Below are 16,748 nucleotides of genomic sequence, written 5' to 3'. Positions count from 1 at the left end.
TCATCCTTCGGTTCCCAATGCCGCTCCGCTTGTTCCTGACTTCCGGCGATCTGATGGCCGACCGCCGTTTCGAGTTCGCGCGCGATCTCCAGCTCAAGGGCGATCTGCCCGCCGCCGCCGACCTGATCGAGCAGGCGATCGAGCTCGCGCCAAACTTCACCTCGGCCTGGTTCACGCTCGGCGAAATCCGTCAGCAGCTCGGCGAGCGTGACAAGGCGATCGCAGCCTTCAGGAAAGCGCGCGAGTCCGATCCCGAGGATCAGCACGGTGCCGGCCTGCATCTGATGCGGCTCGGCGACACTGAAATGACGGAGATGCCGAAGGCCTATGTGCAGGCGCTGTTCGACCAATATGCGCCGCGCTTCGAGCACGCGCTGATCAACGATCTCGGCTATCGCGCTCCCGCGCTGATCTTCAAGGCGGTGCTGGCCGCGCGCGTCGCCGCGAAGAAGCCGGCCTTCTTCAAGCGCAGCATCGATCTCGGTTGCGGCACGGGCCTGGCGGCCGCGGCCTTCGCCAAGCAGGTCGATCATTTCATCGGCATCGACCTCTCGCCCGGCATGATCAAGGAGGCGCGCGCGACCGGCCTTTATGCCGAGCTCGAGGTCGCCGACATGATCGAGGGCCTGCGCACCAAGGCGGACGCGAGCGCGAACCTCGTCGTCGCCGCGGATGCGTTCGTCTATCTCTCCGATCTCGCGCCTGTGCTCACCGAGGCCAAACGTGTGCTCGTCTCCGGCGGCGTGCTTGCCTTCACGCTGGAGACGCATGACGGCGACGGCATCGTGCTCGGCGAAGGCCTGCGCTATGCCCATTCGGCGGAATATGTGCGCGCCGCGATCGCGAAGGCAGGATTGAAGTTGCTCACGCTGGAGCCGGCCTCGCCGCGCAACGAGAACAACGAGCCGGTGCGCGGCCTCGTCGTGGTCGCCGAGAAAACTTGAGTCTAGGCGCTAGAGCCAAGCGATTTAAGCGTCATTGCGTCGCAAAGCTGCGCCTTCCTACTTGCGAGCCGTGCTGCGTTCCCAGCAAAATGCGCGCATTAGGGAGAAAACAACAATGACGAAGAATCCATCGCGGCGCGATATCGGCGCCGCCGCATTCGCCACTATTGCCGCATCCGTGCTGCCTGCGCCTTACGTCTGGGCCGCCGAGAAGAAATACGATGCGGGCGCCAGCGATACCGAGATCAAGATCGGCCAGACCGTGCCGCATTCCGGCCCCGGCTCGCTCTACGGCGTGCTCGGCCGCATCGGCGAAGCCTATTTCCAGATGCTGAACGAGAAGGGCGGCATCAACGGACGCAAGATCAAGTTCCTCACCATGGACGACGCCTACAGCGCGCCGAAATGCGTCGAGGCGACGCGGCGGCTGGTCGAGCAGGAAGAGGTGCTGGCGCTCTATGGCTCGCTCGGCACCGCGCCGCAGACCGCCGTGCACAAATACCTGAACTCGAAAGGCGTGCCGCAGCTGCTGCTCAACACCGGCGCGTCGAAATGGAATAACCCGAAAGAGTTCAAATGGACCATGGCCGGCCTGCCGCTCTACCCGACCGAAGCGCGCATCCTGGCGCGCCACGTCGTCAGCGTGAAGCCGAACGCCAAGGTTGGCATCCTCTACCAGAACGACGATTTCGGCCGCGACTTCCTGGGCCCCTTCAAGAAGGTGCTGGCCGATGCCGGCGGCACCGCGCAGGTGATCATGGAGCAGACCTACGATCTCACCGATCCCACGGTCGATTCCCAATTGATCAATCTCTCGAAGTCGGGCGCGGACGTCTTCTACAACATCTCCACCGGCAAGGCCTCGTCGCAGTCGATCCGCAAAGTCGCCGAACTCGGCTGGAAGCCGCTGCAGCTGTTGTCGGCCGGCTCGACCGGCCGCTCGATCCTCAACGCCGCCGGCCTCGACAATTGCGCCGGCATCGTCGCTATCCGCTACAACAAGGAGGTCGGTCTGCCGAAATGGGAGAAGGACCCCGACGTGATGGCGTTCGAGGAGCTGCGCAAGAAGTACATCCCGACCATCGACCCCGACAACACCATCGCCTTCGCCGGCTACGGTCAGGCGGTCACGATGGGCGAGATCCTGCGTCGCTGCGGCGATGAGCTCACCCGCGCCAACGTGCTGAAGCAGGCCTCCAACCTGAAGGGCTTCCACTCGCCCTATTTCCTCGACGGCGTCACCTACGACTACACGCCCGACGACTACACGCCGATGAAGACGCTTTACATTTCGATATTCAGCGGCAAGGACTGGGACATCTCCGACAAGCCGATGTCGGAGTAGGGCTCTCTCTTCCCCTCTCCCCGCTCTTGTGGGGAGAGGGGAAGGTGAGGGGGAGCCTCCGCGGGGACGGCGGCAGTTGAACTTGCGGAGACTCCCCCTCACCCGTCGCTTCGCGCCGGCCTCTCCCCGCAAGCGGGGCGAGGCGAAGCGCCCGCCCCTCGACGAACCCATCCTCACGGCTTACCTGTTCTGCCGTGCCGCCCCGCATCCGCAAATCTTCGGCAGAGCCCGAGACGCTGCTGCCCGACCGCTTCCAGCAATGGTTCGCAAGCCGTGGCTGGTCGCCGCGCGCGCATCAGCTCGCGCTGCTGGAGAAAGCGCGCGAGGACGCCAGCGCGCTCCTGATCGCGCCGACCGGCGCTGGCAAGACGCTGGCCGGATTCCTGCCGTCGCTGGTGGAGTTGAGTGCCGCACCTGCGGCACCTGCGAAATCCCTCGTCTCCACCGGCCGTTCCGTGCAGCGCAGCGGCGGCCTGCACACGCTCTATATCTCGCCGCTGAAGGCGCTTGCGGTCGATATCGCGCGCAACCTCGAACGTCCTATCGCCGAGATGGGTCTGCCGATCAAGGTCGAGACCCGTACCGGCGACACGCCGGTGTCGCGGCGCCAGCGCCAGCGGCGCTATCCGCCTGACATTCTGCTGACGACGCCCGAACAGCTCGCGCTGTTGCTGTCCTCCGACGACGCGCCGTTTCTGTTTTCCTCGCTCAAGCGCATCGTGCTCGACGAGCTGCACGCGCTGGTGACATCGAAGCGCGGCGATCTGCTCTCGCTGGGCCTCGCGCGGTTGTGGCGCCTGGCGCCGCAGATGCGCGCGATCGGGTTATCGGCGACGGTCGCCGAGCCGGAGCAGCTCGCGCGTTTCCTGGTGCCGCAGCCGGAGGGCAAGGAAAAGGCTGCCGACATCGTCGTCGCCGGCGGCGCCGCGCCGCCGCTGGTACAGATGCTCGACACCCGCGAGCGGCTGCCCTGGGCCGGCCACAGCGCGCGGCATGCGCTCCCCGAAATCTACGAGCTGATCAAGGCGAACAAGACCACGCTGGTGTTCGTCAACACCCGCAGCCAGGCCGAGATGCTGTTCCAGAATCTCTGGAGCATGAACGACGACGGCCTTGCCATCGCGCTGCATCACGGCTCGCTTGACGTCGCCCAGCGCCGCAAGGTCGAGGATGCGATGTCGGCAGGGCGATTGCGCGGCGTGGTCTGCACCTCCTCGCTCGATCTCGGCGTCGATTGGGGCGACGTCGATCTCGTCGTCAATATCGGCGCGCCGAAGGGCTCCTCGCGCCTGATGCAGCGCATCGGCCGCGCCAACCACCGCCTGGACGAAGCCTCGCGCGCCGTGCTGGTGCCCGCCAATCGTTTCGAGGTGCTGGAGTGCCGCGTCGCCATCGACGCCATCGCCGAGAATGCGCAGGATACGCCACCCTTGCGCACCGGCGCGCTCGACGTGCTGGCCCAGCATGTGCTCGGCTGCGCCTGCGGCGAGCCGTTTCTCTCGGATGAGCTCTATGCCGAGGTCCGCACCGCCGCGCCCTATGCGGAGCTGACGCGCCAGGATTTCGACGATGTCGTCGATTTCGTCGCTTCCGGCGGCTATGCGCTGAAGACCTATGAGCGCTTTGCCCGCATCAAGCAGGACAAGGAGGGCCGCTGGCGCGTCGCCAATCCGAAAGTGCGGCAGAGCTACCGGATGAATGTCGGCACCATCGTCGAGGACGACATGCTGAAGGTGCGTCTGGTGCGTTCGCGCGGCGCAGGTCACGGCTCGACCGGCGTGATCGCGCGCGGCGGCCGCCTGCTCGGCGAGATCGAGGAGGCCTTCATCGAAGGTCTCTCGCCCGGCGACACCTTCGTGTTCTCAGGCGAGGTGGTGCGCTACGAGACGCTGGTCGAGGATCAGGTCTATGTCTCGCGCGCGCATGACAAGGATCCGAAGGTGCCGTCCTATATGGGCGGCAAGTTTCCGCTCTCGACCTATCTTGCCGAGCGTGTCCGCCGTCTGCTCGATGATTCCAGCGCCTGGGGCGGCTTGCCGGAACAGGTGCGCGACTGGCTGTCGCTGCAAAAGGAAGCTTCGCGTGTGCCGGCGGTGCGCGAGCTGCTGGTCGAGAGCTTTCCGCGCGCCAACAAGCATTACATCGTCTGCTATCCCTTCGAGGGCCGTCTCGCGCACCAGACGCTCGGCATGCTCCTGACGCGCCGGCTGGAGCGCGCCCGCGCCCGGCCGCTCGGCTTCGTCGCCAACGAATATGCGGTGGCGATCTGGGCGCTCGGCGATCTCTCCTTCATGATCCGCGATGGCAGGATCGACCTCGACGCGCTGTTCGACCCTGACATGCTGGGCGACGACCTCGAGGCCTGGCTTGCCGAATCCGCGTTGATGAAGCGCACGTTCCGCAATTGCGCGATCATCTCAGGGCTGATCGCGCGCCGCCACACCGGCGAAGAGAAGAGCCGCCGCCAGGTGCTGTTCTCGACCGACCTCGTCTACGACGTGCTGCGCAAGCACCAGGCCGACCACGTCCTGCTGCGCGCCGCGCGTGCCGATGCCGCCACCGGCCTGCTCGATTTGCGCCGCCTCAGCGACATGCTGATGCGCATCCAGGGCCGCATCACCCACCGGGAACTCGACCATGTCTCCCCGCTCGCCGTCCCCGTGATGCTGGAAATCGGCCGCGAGTCAGTTTATGGCGAAGCTGCAGACGAGCTGTTGGCGGAAGCCGCTGACGAGCTGGTCAAAGAGGCGATGGGATAGCAGCAGGTTTTGACGTGAGGTTGGGCGCGCTGGTTTCGGAGGATGGCGAGGACATGCGCGTTTCCAGGGTCAGCATCAGCGATGTGACCTTCGCAGCCGACCTCTCAGGCGCGCTGTTCTGGGAAGAGCAGCGCCTGCTCGTCGTCTCCGATCTGCACCTCGAAAAAGGCTCGAGCTTCGCCACGCGCGGCGTGCTGCTGCCGCCTTTCGATACCGTTGCCACGCTCGGCCGGCTCGCTGCTGTCATCTCCCGCCATAACCCCCGCATCGTGATCGCGCTCGGTGACAGCTTTCATGACCGCACCGCGCATGAGCGCCTCTCCGCGGATGACCGAGCTTCCGTTGCCGCGCTGCAGAGCGGCCGCGACTGGATCTGGATCTCGGGCAATCACGATCCCATGCTGCCGCGCGATCTCGGCGGCACCGTCGCCGACGAGGTCGCTGTTGGACCGATCACCTTCCGCCACGAGCCATCAGGCGCGCCCGGCGAGATCGCCGGCCATCTCCATCCCAAAGCGCGCGTCTCTGCGCGCGGCCGCTCCATGGAGCGGAGGTGTTTCGCCAGCGATGGCCTGCGCGCGGTGATGCCAGCCTTCGGCGCCTATGCCGGCGGCCTCAGCATCCGCGATGCCGCGTTCGCGAAGATCTTTCCGAAGAATGGCTTCGTCGCCCACCTGCTCGGCGACCGCCGCGTCCACGCCATCGCCGCGGCAAGGTGTTATTGAAGGCCGCGCTTCATTTGGGTTGACCAATCGCGCCACACGCACGCCTGCGCTCCCTCCCCCACAAGGGGAGGGAATGCACCAGTATTGCGGCAGCAGGTCGCGACGATCTCACAAGCTCACGCCGCCTTCGCCTGCACGTCCTCGCAAAACTCGGCCAGCCGGTCGGCCAGCCGCAGCGTCGCCGGGCTGGCGCCGGGCGCGGCCATCAGCGCGACTTCCGTCCGGTTGATCGGTGCGAAGCCGTCCTTGGCGGTGAGCACGCGGTGATCTGCCTGGATCGACATCTCCGACAGGATGGCGAGGCCCATGCCGGCGGCGACCGCGGCCTGGATGCCGGCGAGACTCGATGAGGTGTAGGCGGTGTGCCAGGCGCGGCCGGCGCTCTCCAGGGCGTGGATGGCGCCGGCGCGGTAGATGCAACCGAGCGGAAAGCCGATCAGCGGCACCGAGGGCGCGTCGACATCGACCGGATGGCTCTTGCTGGTGACCCAGTGCACCCGCTCCGGCCACACCGCGATGGCGTCCTTGGCCCCGGCCTCGCGCTTGTAGAGTGCAAGATCGAGTTCGCCGCGTTCGAGATCGCGGGCCAAATGCTTGCTCTGGTCGGCGCGAACGTCGAGCCGCAAGGTTGGATGCGAGCGGGAGAACGCGCCCAGCAGTTTCGCCAGCCGATAGGCGGCAAAATCCTCGGGAATGCCGAGCCGGATCGCGCCTTCGCTGTCGGGCTCGCGCAGCACGTCGCGCGCCTCTTCCGCCAATGTGAGCAGCCGCCGCGCATAGGAGAGCAGCCGCTCGCCGGCCTCGGTGGGACGCACGTCCTTGCCGTCCCGATGCAGCAGCACCTGGCCGACATCCTCCTCCAGGCGCTTGATCTGCTGGCTCACGGTCGATTGGGTGCGGTGAACGCGCTCGCCGGCGCGGGTGAAGCCGCCGGCCTCGACCACCGAGACGAAGCTGCGCAAAAGCTCCAGATCGAGCATCGGCATCTCCATTCATAAATCCACTGCTTACGAGTTAATCATTTAATTTCCAAATGACAAGCCCGGTCCCTAGATCGAGGGCTCAGGAGAATGCCCTCATGTCCCTCGCCACCTCGATCCCGGCGCCGCGCAGCCGCTTCAACACGCTTCCGCTTGCCATCGGCCTGTTCTGCCTGCTCTGGAGCTACGCCTTCATCGCGGGCAAGATCGGTGTCACCCATTGCCCGCCGTTGATCCTGCTCGCCGCGCGCTTCTCGCTCGCCGGCATTTTGATTCTCGGCGCCACGCTGATCCGCGGCGACTGGTCCCTGTCTTGGCGTGACGCCCTGATCTTCACGGCGCTCGGCATCGCCAACAACGCACTCTATCTCGGGCTCGGTTATACCGGGCTGCAGTCGGTCTCCGCCGGTCTCGGCGGTCTGATCGTCTCGGCCAATCCGGTGTTCACCGCCGCGCTCGCGGCACTTCTGCTCGGTGAGGGCATGACCTGGCGCAAGGCGAGCGGCCTCCTGCTCGGGACCATCGGCGTCACGGCGATCGTCTGGCATCGTCTGTCGGTCGGGACCGACTCTCTGCACGGCATCTTCTTCACGCTGGCGTCGCTGGCGTCGATCGTATCAGGCACCATCCTGTTCAAGCTGTTCGCGCCCAAGGGGAGCTTGTGGATCGGCAACGGCGTGCAGAACCTTGCGGCCGGCATCGTGCTGACGCCCGTCGCGTTCACGTTTGCCGACGTCCACGCCATCGACGTTACGCCGGGCCTGATCGGCGCCTTCGCCTTTCTCGTGCTCGGCGGCTCGATCCTCGCCTCCTGGCTGTGGTTTCATCTCCTCAAAGTGTGTGGCGCGACCGCAGCCAGTGCCTACCATTTCCTGATGCCGCCGCTCGGCATGCTGTTCGCCTTCCTGGTGCTCGGCGAGCACGTCGAGGCGCGTGACCTTCTCGGGATCATTCCGGTCGCGCTCGGCATTTACCTGGTGACGCGCCCCGCAAAGCCCGTCGTGTAAGAGGAGTTGATCATGCCTGTTTCCATCACCCTGATCGGCGGCCCGACCGCGCTGATCGAGATCGACGGCTTCCGCCTGCTCACCGATCCCACCTTCGATGCGCCCGGCGCCTACCAGCTGCCGCATGTGAAGCTGGAGAAGACGATTGGCCCGGCGATGAAGGCCGATGCGATCGGCCCTGTTGACGCCGTGCTGCTCAGCCACGACCAGCATTCGGACAATCTCGACAATTCCGGCCGCGACTTTGTGCTGAAAGCGCCGCGCGCGCTGACGACGGAGGCCGGCGCAAAACGCCTCGGCGGCCATGTCGAAGGTCTCGCGCCTTGGGCGACCGCGCAACTGAAGGACGACGACGGCAACACGCTGACCATCACCGCCACGCCGGCGCGTCACGGCCCTGCCGGCATCGAGCCGCTGTCGGGCGATGTCATCGGTTTCGTCGTGCAGTCGAGCCGCAAGGACACGCGCCCGGTCTATATCAGCGGCGACACCACCTGGTTCGACGGCGTCGCCGAAGTCGCACGTCGCTTCAAATGCGGCGTGGTGCTGCCGTTCGCGGGCGCCGCGCAAACCCGCGGGCCGTTCCATCTCACCATGGACACCAACGACACCATCGAGACGGCGCGTGCCTTCCCCGATGCGATAATCGTACCCGTGCACACCGAAGGCTGGGCGCATTTCCGCCAGAACGGCGAGGACCTGCGCAAGACCTTCGACGCGCTCGGCTTCGGAACAAGGTTGCGCTTGCTTGAGCCCGGCGTGCCGACGGTGATCGAGGCGCCGTAGCTCCTACGGTCGCCTTGTTTTAATCGATGCAAGCCAGGGGTACTCGGCCCACCTCTCCCCGTCGGGGGGAGGTGGGCACCGAGCACGATCTCGTTGAGTTCAATGCGCTGCTGACGCCGTCTTCTTCGCCGCGACCGGCTTTGGCGCGGGCTTGGTGGCCGCTTGCGGTGCGCTGTCCCAGCCGCCGGCAGGCGAGGGAACGTTGACGGCGTCGTCGGGCTGCGGCTCGGCGCTGAAGGTCTGGATCGCGAGCTTGGCGGCGGCGAGCGATTGCGGGTCGAGGCGCTTGGCGACGTCGTCGCGCTTGCCGGCGGCATCCGCATCGCCCTGGGCCGCAGCGAGGCTGAACCATTTGTAGGATTCAGCCAGGTTCTGCTCGACGCCGATACCGCGGGCATAGAGGATGCCGAGGTTGAACTGGCTGTCGGCAACACCGCGATCGGCCGCTTTCCGGAACCATTGTGCCGCGCTCTTGTAGTTGGCGCCGCGTCCGCCCCCATCGGCATCGAGCACCGCGAGATTGTGCATGGCCTTGGCGTTGCCGCGCTCGGCGGCCTGCGTGTAGTAGCGACGGGCGATGTCTGCGTCCTTCTTCACGCCGAGGCCCTTTTCATAGAGCGTACCGAGGCGGAAGGTTGCCGGCACCACGCCGGCCTGCGACGCGCGGTCGTACCACTTCGCGGCCTCGTCGTAATTCGCAGCCACGCCCTTGCCCTCGGCAAAACGCACGCCGATCTCGAAAGCTGCAGTCGCATCGCCCTTCATCGCGGCGGTGCGCAGAGCCGGGCCGCCGATGCCGTCAGGCAGCTTCTCGCTCGGCGGCACCTGGACCGTGCCAAGACGTGCGCGGCTCGTGCCCGAGAGCGCGCCTGTGACATCGCTGTTCGCAGCCGGCGGGGCCGGTGTTGCTGCGGCGGGCGCGGGCGGAATTTCGACTGACGCCGTGCTGCCGGCGTTCGCTGCCGGCGCGGCATTGTTCAGGGACTGCTTGCCGATCGGCGTCGGCGAGGTCATCGACGGCGTGACCTGGTCGGGCGGGGCGGGTTTGCTTTCGACCGGCGGCGGGGCCTGCGGCGCCGGCCGGCTCGATGTGTCCTCCATCGCCTGCGGCGCCGGCGGCGGACTGCCGCCGTCGAGCAGGTTCATCGCCATCTTGAAGGCGCCGAGCACGATCACGACCACGCTCGCGCCGACCAGAAGCGAGCGGATTTTGGATGTGATGGACGAGCCGCCTTCCGGCGCTTTTCCTTGTCCCTGTCCTTGGCCCTTGGCGCGCGCCGCCATGGCGGCCTTGACGCCGCGAGCGGGCTTCTCCTGCGGTTGCGCGGCGGCAGCTTGCGCGGCGCGGCGCGCGGCCGCGATGAAGCTCGACGACGACACCGGCTCCTTCGGTGCGGTCGGGATTTCGCTGATCGCGCTTTCGGACGCGGCAATGCGCTCGGACGGCGTGGCGGGACGGCCGCTCGGACGCGTGCCGGGCTCGAGCGGATGATCCGGCGGCAGCTCGGGCGCGATCGCGGCGCGCGCCGGCGCCGTATGCGGTTCGAGAATCTCGCTGATCGCGCGCGGCGGCACAGGCGGCGTGGCTTGCGCGGCCATCGGCGCCGGCGGCGGCGCTGCGGGCGCGGCGGCGTGAAATTCGCGCGGCGCCGCCACGAAGGCCGAATGCTGCGGCTGCTGCGCGGCGGCCGGATTTGGCAGCTCGGGCTTGGGATCGTATTTCGGCGGCTGCGGCGGCCGTTGCTCGCGCGCCATCGGCGCTTCGACGGAAGCTGCCATCGGCATTTGCGCGGGCATGGGCGCAGCCATCGGCTGCGGCGCCGGCGGCGCGGTGCGCACCGCGCGCAGATCGCCCTCGATCATGGCGAGACGATCGACGACATGACCGAGCGTGTTGTGCACGGCCTCCAGCGAATCCTGCGTGCTGCGGTTGGTCTCGGCCTGACTGAATCGGAGGTCGGAGAGCTCGCGCTTGACGAAATCGACCATTCCGGAATCGGGAGCCGGCGCGGAGCTGCGGCTCTCGGCCAGTGCGGCATAGGTTGCCTGCTGGCGCTCCAGGTGTCGCAGGATATCGTGCAGCCCGTCCTCGACACGGCTGAAATTGCCGCCGCGCGACTCCGAGGCGGCCTCCAGCCGCTCCAGCAGATAGGAGACCCTCTGCTCGAGATGCGTGAAGGTCGAGGCCGAATCGTTGCCGACCTGCATGCGGTCGAAACGGTCCGACAGCGCGCGGATCGCGGCTTCCAGATGCTCGGTGCTTTCGGCAGGCGCCGGCCGCTCGCGGGTTTCCAGCGCGGCGGTGAGCGCGGCAATGCGCTGCTCCAGAACGGCAAAGCTGTCGCTGTGGCCGGACGAGCGGGTGATCTGGTCGACCTTGGACGACAGCAGCTGCACGTCCTCGGACAGGCGTGCCAGCGCTTCGTTGGACGCGACGTTCGAGACGATGCCGCGCAGCGCCGCGATCGCGCCTTCGAGCTGGCGCACCGTCGAGGGGTCGTCATTGGCGCGCAGGATCAGGTCGAGCTTGGCGCCGAGATTGCGGATCGCCTCGTCGTAGCCGGTGAGCTGCTCGGCCGGGGTTAGCGTGCGCAGCACCTGCTTGATGTCGGAGAGCGCGCGCTCGATGCCTGCCAGCACCTGGCCGTCGGTGCCGTTGGAGCGGGTCTCGTCGATGCGACGATGCAGCGAGCGGATCTCGTTCTCGATCGATTCGATCGCGCGGCGCGGCATCGCCTCGGTGATGGCGGAGCGGATCTCGGCGAGCTCGGAACGGAAGGCGTTGATCGCCTGCTCGGTGTTGTCAGGGCGCTGCAGCGACTCGATCTGGCTCGTGATCTTGAGCAGATGGCGTTCGAGCGACGAGAAATCCGGCCCTGCTTGCGGTGGCGGCGGGGCATAGGCCGGCGCGGGTGGCGCCATCGGGGGAGCATAGGGAGCGGCTGAGGGCGCGATCGGGGGCGCAGCGCGCGGCGGCACCTGCCGCGGTGCGAAGCCGTCAAGCTCGCTCTGCCGGGCGGTGATCTCGGCGACCGCGACGTCGAAGGAGGCGGGGCTCAGGGGCGGTGAATTTCGGTAGACCTGCGCGGCGGCGCGTTCGACCGCATCGGCGTGACGCTGTCGGGTCTCGACCGGGGCCGCTCGGGGCGGCTGAGGCTGCTGGGCTTGAGGCTGCGGCTGCTGGGGCCGCGAGATCTGCGACAGACGGGCGTCTAACCGCGAGATCGCGTCGTTGAGCTGGCGGGCAACGCCTTGCTCGCGCGAGACGTCCTGACGCGGAGCTGCGGGCTTTGAGATCCGTTCGATCTGCTGGGTGATCGCGTCGAGCCGCTGGTGGATGTCGGCGACGTCGCGACTCTCCCGGCTCGGCATCGGTGCTGCGTGCGGATCCGGGCGCTGCTCCTGACGCTGGTCGTAAGGCCCGCGAAAGTTCGGCGGGGCAGTCTCGCCGAGGGTGGAGTTCAGCCAATCATTGAGCGACATGCCGGCACGGCGCGCAGCAGCTTCGGCCCGTTCCCGGACGGATGGATCGATGCCGTCAACACTCCACGATACGCGCGAATTCATGACTCTGTCCGGTTCCGACTCCGGCGCCCCACCCGACGCCTCCAGTCTCCCCTCGCGTGCCGGTTGCAAAGACAATCGGATTTGGCGCGGGTCGTCTGCCTCGAAGACCGACTTTTTCCTGTTAGGGTAAATAACGGGTTAAGGAACGCGTCGCCGGTGTCTTAAAGTTGGGCGGCGGGGAACGGGGGACTCGTCGTGGCGCTCGTCTGGTTGCCAATAAACCGGTGTCATGCCCCGGCTTGACCGGGGCATCCAGTACGCCGCGGCGGCTCGTTTCCAGCCGCGTCGTCTCGGAGTACTGGATCGCCCGGTCAAGCCGGGCGATGACAGCTGAGTGCTGGGCGAAACCGGCGCCGCCCGCCTAGCCCTTCTCCCGCTTGCCATCCTCGATCGGCACCACCGTGCCGGTCCCCTTATCCTTGCCTGACATCGCCGACAGCGCCTCGAGCGCCTCCTCGCAGAAATCGGCGACCATCTGTTCATGCCGGGCGCCGAGCTGAAGCAGCAGCAGGTTACCGAGGTCGAGCCGGCCCTCCGCCGTGCCGTCAGGGAATCGCTTCTTCAGGATCCGCTGGTAGTTTTCGTGCCGGTCGCGATGGTGCTCCAGGCGGTCCATCAGATCGGTGCGGATAGGCTCGAGGTCGACGCTGTCGAGCGCATGCAGCCGCACCAGCAGGTCGTCCTTGATCGAAGGCGGGGTGCTCGGCCGCGCGGCCCAGTGCCGCAGCGCTGTTCGGCCCTCGGGAGTCAGCGTATAGATGAGCTTATTGGGCTTGCCTGTCTGGACGACCTCACGGCCCTGGATGTAGCCGCGGTCGCGCAGCTTGGAGAGCTCGCGATAGATCTGCTGGTGGTCGGCTTTCCAGAAGAAGCCGATCGAGGAATCGAACGTCTTGGCGAGCTCATAGCCCGTCATCGGACGTTCGGTCAGGCATGCGAGGATTGCGTCGCCCAGCGCCATGGCACCAACTCCCTTGAAGTCCCGACTATCCGGCTTGACTTTATGCGCATTCGTGCATATGCGTCAATGTGCATATGAGGTGAGGTTGAGGTTGGACGACAGGTCCGACCGAAAATCCAGTCGAATCAACTCCCTCGCTACTGTGCATGGGGTTGTTTTCAAAAACTTTGCCTAAGGCCTTGAGGGAGGCACCCGAGAATGACCGGCCTCGATTCCTGGTACGCCTACATGAAGTCCCACGACACCAAGGCGCTGTGGGATCTGCTGCATCCGGACGCCGTGTTCGAAAGCCCGGTCGTGCATTCGCCGCAGCGCGGGCGCGACATCACCTTCAAATATCTCGCCAGCGCCGAGAAGGTGCTCGGCGGTCCCGGCTTCACTTATGTCGGCGAGTGGAAAAGCGCCGACGGCGCCGTGCTTGAATTCAAGACCATGATCGACGGCATCGAGGTCAACGGTGTCGACATCATCACCTTCGATAGCGACGGGCGCATCACCCATTTCAAGGTGATGGTGCGTCCGCTCAAGGCCATCAACATGCTGCACCGCCTGATGGCGGAGCAGCTCGCCGCCCAATCCTAGTTTCCTCTTCAGAGCCCATGCCGGGAGACCGCAATGCCGATCTATAAAGCCCCCGTCGAAGACGTGAACTTCCTGCTCAACGACGTCTTCCAGATCGACCGCTACGACAATCTCGCCGGCTTCTCGGATGCGTCGAGCGACGTGCGGGAGGCCATCCTGGGCGAAGCCGCCAAGCTCGCCGAAGAGGTGCTGCAGCCGCTCAATCGCGTCGGCGATCTCGAAGGCTGCAAGCGCGCCGACGACGGCAGCGTCACCACGCCGAAGGGTTTCAAGGAGGCCTTCAAGCAGGTCGCCGAAGGCGGCTGGCTCGGGCTGTCGGCGCCGACCGAGTTCGGCGGCCAGGGCCTGCCGGTGACACTCTCTCAGGCGGTCAACGAATTCCAGATCTCCGCCAACATGGCGTTCTCGATGTATGGCGGCCTCACCATGGGGGCGACCGCGGCGCTGATTGTTCATGGCTCGCCGGAGCAGAAGCAGACCTACGTGCCGAAGATGGTCGCCGGCGAATGGACCGGCACCATGAACCTGACCGAGCCGCATTGCGGCACCGATCTCGGCATGCTCCGCACCAAGGCGGTGCGCCAGGCCGACGGCAGCTTCAAGATCACGGGCACCAAGATCTTCATCTCGGCCGGTGAGCACGATCTCGCCGACAACATCATCCATCTCGTGCTCGCTCGCATCGAGGGCGCGCCCGCCGGCATCAAGGGCGTGTCGCTGTTCGTGGTGCCGAAATTCCTGGTGAATGCCGACGGTTCGGTGGGGCAGCGCAACGGCGTCGTCTGCGGCTCGATCGAGCACAAGATGGGCATCCACGGTAATTCGACCTGCGTGATGAACTACGACAACGCCACCGGCTGGCTGATCGGCGAAGAGAACAAGGGCATGCAGGGCATGTTCGTGATGATGAACGAGGCCCGCCTCGGCGTCGCCGTGCAGGGCCTCGCGCAGTCCGAGGTCGCCTATCAGAACGCGGTCGCCTATGCCCGCGAACGCATCCAGGGCCGCGCGCTGTCAGGTGCGAAAGCGCCGGACAAGCCGGCCGATCCGATCATCGTGCATCCCGACGTCCGCCGCACGCTGCTCTCGATCCGCGCCTTCAACGAGGCCGCGCGCGCCTTCGTGATGTGGACCGCGTTGAAGAGCGACGTCGCCCACCGATCTGAGGATCCCAAGGATCGCCAGGCCGCCGACGATCACATGGGCCTGATGACGCCCGTGCTGAAGGGCTTCCTCACCGACTACGGTTTCGCCAACGCCGTGCAGGCGCAGCAGATGTATGGCGGCCACGGCTACATCGCCGAGCAGGGCATGGAGCAGTTCGTGCGCGATGCGCGCATCGCCATGATCTATGAAGGCGCCAACGGCATCCAGGCGCTCGACCTCGTCGGCCGCAAGCTGCCGCGCGACGGAGGCCGCGCCATCATGGCCTTCTTCGGCGAGGTCATGGCCTTCGCCAAGGAGAACGGCGGCGACGATGCACTGAAGCCCTTCATCACTCCGCTCTCGACTTCGCTGGGTCACCTCCAGCAGGCCACGACCTGGCTGATGCAGAACGCGATGGCCAAGCCCGATAACGCGGGAGCGGCCGCAACCGATTACCTGCATCTCTTCGGCTTCGTCGCGCTCGGCTACATGTGGGCGAAGATGGCCAAGGTGACGCAGGCGAAGATTGCCGCCAGCGGCGCGACGCCCTATCTCTCGACCAAGCTCGTCACCGGCCGTTTCTTCATGGAGCGGATGCTGCCGGAGACCGCCGCCAATCTGGCGCGCATCCAGTCCGGCTGCGCCACCATCATGGAACTGCCCGCGGAAGCGTTCTGATTTCCGCGCCATCAAATCTCGAACAACAGATCAGGAGGGCGTCATGCCTGAGGCATTCATCTACGATCACGTCCGCACCCCGCGCGGCCGCGGCAAGGCGGACGGCGCGCTGCACGAAGTCACCGCGCTCGCGCTCGCGAGCGTGCCGCTGAACGCGCTGAAGGACCGCAACAATCTGCCCGAAGATTCCGTCGACGATGTCATCCTCGGCGTGGTCGATCCGGTCGGCGAAGCCGGCTCCGATATCGCGCGCTTCGCGGCCCTGAAGGCCGGCCTCGGCGAAGCCGTGCCTGGCGTGCAGATCAGCCGCTTCTGCGCCTCGGGCCTCGATGCCGTGAACTTCGCTGCCGCGCAGGTGATGAGCGGCCAGCATGAGCTGGTGATCGGCGGAGGCGCCGAATCCATGAGCCGCGTCGGCATCGGCGCTTCCGGCGGCGCCTGGCCGATGGATCCGTCGATGGCGGTCCCCGCTTACTTCATGCCGCAGGGCGTGTCGGCCGATCTGATCGCGACGAAATACGGCTTCTCGCGCGACGACGTCGACGCCTATGCTGTGCAGAGCCAGCAGCGTGCGGCCAAGGCCTGGGACGAGGGACGTTTCAACAAATCGGTGGTGCCGGTGAAGGACATCAATGGCCTCACCATCCTCGCCAAGGACGAGCATATGCGTCCGTCGACGACGATGCAGTCGCTGGCGCAGCTGCAGCCGTCGTTCACGATGATGGCGCAGATGGGCGGCTTCGATGGCGTCGCGATCCAGTCGCATCCCGAAATCGAGCGCGTCAATTACGTGCACCACGCCGGCAATTCGTCGGGCATCGTCGATGGCGCCGGCGCCGTGCTGCTCGGCAGCAAGGAGGCGGGCAGCAAGTACGGCTTGACGCCGCGGGCAAAGATCCGCGCGTTCGCAAACATCGGCTCCGAGCCGGCGATGATGCTGACCGGTCCGGTCGACGTCACCGAAAAGCTGTTCGCGCGCTCCGGCATGAAGAAGTCGGACATCGACCTGTTCGAGCTCAACGAGGCCTTTGCTTCCGTCGTGCTGCGCTACATCCAAGCGTTCGACATCGACAACGCCAAGATCAACGTCAATGGCGGCGCCATCGCGCTCGGTCATCCGCTCGGCGCCACGGGCGCGATGATTTTGGGTACCGTGCTCGACGAGCTCGAGCGCATCAATAAGTCCACCGCCCTCGTCACGCTGTGCATCGGCGGCGGCATGGGCACCGCGACCATCATCGAGCGCGTCTAAGGGTAGGGAGCAACCA

At 66.3% G+C, this 16,748-nt stretch carries 12 protein-coding genes; 9 read left to right on the top strand and 3 right to left on the bottom strand.

Annotated elements, in window-relative coordinates; translation table 11 throughout:
* Positions 1-17: 17 nt before the first annotated feature.
* The 4 genes from X265_RS34065 (at position 18) to pdeM (ending at position 5,773) form a co-directional block, all read left to right on the top strand.
* Positions 18-944 carry a class I SAM-dependent DNA methyltransferase gene (locus X265_RS34065; RefSeq protein WP_128968800.1) on the top strand — a complete coding sequence of 309 codons (927 nt, stop codon included), beginning with the start codon at positions 18-20 and terminating at the stop codon, positions 942-944.
* A gap of 115 nt (positions 945-1,059) precedes the next feature.
* On the top strand, positions 1,060-2,289 hold the full coding sequence (locus X265_RS34060; RefSeq protein WP_164938926.1) for an ABC transporter substrate-binding protein: 1,230 nt from the start codon (positions 1,060-1,062) through the stop codon (positions 2,287-2,289).
* Positions 2,290-2,483: 194 nt separating this feature from the next.
* Positions 2,484-5,048, top strand: a complete 2,565-nt coding sequence (locus tag X265_RS34055; protein WP_128968798.1) for a ligase-associated DNA damage response DEXH box helicase — start codon at positions 2,484-2,486, stop codon at positions 5,046-5,048.
* Between the two features lie 53 nt (positions 5,049-5,101).
* Positions 5,102-5,773, top strand: a complete 672-nt coding sequence (gene pdeM, locus X265_RS34050) for a ligase-associated DNA damage response endonuclease PdeM (protein WP_164938925.1) — start codon at positions 5,102-5,104, stop codon at positions 5,771-5,773.
* Positions 5,774-5,889: 116 nt separating this feature from the next.
* On the opposite strand, the gene X265_RS34045 is transcribed toward pdeM, so the two are convergent.
* A complete protein-coding gene (locus X265_RS34045) occupies positions 5,890-6,753 on the bottom strand; it encodes a LysR substrate-binding domain-containing protein (protein WP_128969509.1) in 864 nt (287 codons plus the stop codon).
* A 98-nt stretch (positions 6,754-6,851) separates the two neighbouring features.
* On the opposite strand from X265_RS34045, the gene X265_RS34040 reads away from it, so the two are divergent.
* Together X265_RS34040 and X265_RS34035 are read left to right on the top strand one after the other, a co-directional pair.
* A complete protein-coding gene (locus X265_RS34040; RefSeq protein ID WP_128968796.1) occupies positions 6,852-7,760 on the top strand; it encodes a DMT family transporter in 909 nt (302 codons plus the stop codon).
* 12 nt (positions 7,761-7,772) lie between these two features.
* Positions 7,773-8,546: an MBL fold metallo-hydrolase gene (locus tag X265_RS34035; protein ID WP_128968795.1), complete on the top strand. Its 774-nt coding sequence runs from the start codon at positions 7,773-7,775 to the stop codon at positions 8,544-8,546.
* A 99-nt stretch (positions 8,547-8,645) separates the two neighbouring features.
* Here X265_RS34035 and X265_RS34030 read toward each other — a convergent pair whose 3' ends face one another.
* Positions 8,646-12,113 (bottom strand): tetratricopeptide repeat protein, encoded by a 3,468-nt coding sequence (locus X265_RS34030; RefSeq protein ID WP_128968794.1) that lies wholly within the window; start codon positions 12,111-12,113, stop codon positions 8,646-8,648.
* Positions 12,114-12,474: 361 nt separating this feature from the next.
* The gene (locus X265_RS34025; RefSeq protein WP_128968793.1) at positions 12,475-13,074 is read right to left on the bottom strand and encodes a PadR family transcriptional regulator; all 600 of its coding nucleotides are present in this window, start codon (positions 13,072-13,074) and stop codon (positions 12,475-12,477) included.
* A gap of 198 nt (positions 13,075-13,272) precedes the next feature.
* On the opposite strand from X265_RS34025, the gene X265_RS34020 reads away from it, so the two are divergent.
* The 3 genes from X265_RS34020 to X265_RS34010 are packed head-to-tail and all read left to right on the top strand — an operon-like array spanning position 13,273 to position 16,732.
* Positions 13,273-13,656 (top strand): nuclear transport factor 2 family protein, encoded by a 384-nt coding sequence (locus tag X265_RS34020; protein ID WP_128968792.1) that lies wholly within the window; start codon positions 13,273-13,275, stop codon positions 13,654-13,656.
* 33 nt (positions 13,657-13,689) lie between these two features.
* Positions 13,690-15,480: an acyl-CoA dehydrogenase C-terminal domain-containing protein gene (locus X265_RS34015; protein WP_128968791.1), complete on the top strand. Its 1,791-nt coding sequence runs from the start codon at positions 13,690-13,692 to the stop codon at positions 15,478-15,480.
* Between the two features lie 43 nt (positions 15,481-15,523).
* Entirely contained in the window at positions 15,524-16,732 is a 1,209-nt protein-coding gene (locus X265_RS34010; protein ID WP_128968790.1) for an acetyl-CoA C-acetyltransferase, read from the top strand.
* Positions 16,733-16,748 lie beyond the last annotated feature (16 nt).

The organism is Bradyrhizobium guangdongense, assembly GCF_004114975.1.
Lineage (GTDB): Bacteria > Pseudomonadota > Alphaproteobacteria > Rhizobiales > Xanthobacteraceae > Bradyrhizobium > Bradyrhizobium guangdongense.
The sequence above is the reverse complement of the archived record's forward strand: the minus strand, read 5'-3'. Positions and strand labels throughout refer to the sequence as shown.

What these genes read in the sequence shown, in the direction of transcription:
- X265_RS34065 (WP_128968800.1), top strand. Translation starts at nt 18, where the DNA reads ATGCCGCTCCGCTTGTTCCTGACTTCCGGCGATCTGATGGCCGACCGC.
- X265_RS34060 (WP_164938926.1), top strand. Translation starts at nt 1,060, where the DNA reads ATGACGAAGAATCCATCGCGGCGCGATATCGGCGCCGCCGCATTCGCC.
- pdeM (WP_164938925.1), top strand. Translation starts at nt 5,102, where the DNA reads ATGCGCGTTTCCAGGGTCAGCATCAGCGATGTGACCTTCGCAGCCGAC.
- X265_RS34045 (WP_128969509.1), bottom strand. Translation starts at nt 6,753, where the DNA reads ATGCTCGATCTGGAGCTTTTGCGCAGCTTCGTCTCGGTGGTCGAGGCC.
- X265_RS34040 (WP_128968796.1), top strand. Translation starts at nt 6,852, where the DNA reads ATGTCCCTCGCCACCTCGATCCCGGCGCCGCGCAGCCGCTTCAACACG.
- X265_RS34035 (WP_128968795.1), top strand. Translation starts at nt 7,773, where the DNA reads ATGCCTGTTTCCATCACCCTGATCGGCGGCCCGACCGCGCTGATCGAG.
- X265_RS34030 (WP_128968794.1), bottom strand. Translation starts at nt 12,113, where the DNA reads ATGAATTCGCGCGTATCGTGGAGTGTTGACGGCATCGATCCATCCGTC.
- X265_RS34025 (WP_128968793.1), bottom strand. Translation starts at nt 13,074, where the DNA reads ATGGCGCTGGGCGACGCAATCCTCGCATGCCTGACCGAACGTCCGATG.
- X265_RS34020 (WP_128968792.1), top strand. Translation starts at nt 13,273, where the DNA reads ATGACCGGCCTCGATTCCTGGTACGCCTACATGAAGTCCCACGACACC.
- X265_RS34015 (WP_128968791.1), top strand. Translation starts at nt 13,690, where the DNA reads ATGCCGATCTATAAAGCCCCCGTCGAAGACGTGAACTTCCTGCTCAAC.
- X265_RS34010 (WP_128968790.1), top strand. Translation starts at nt 15,524, where the DNA reads ATGCCTGAGGCATTCATCTACGATCACGTCCGCACCCCGCGCGGCCGC.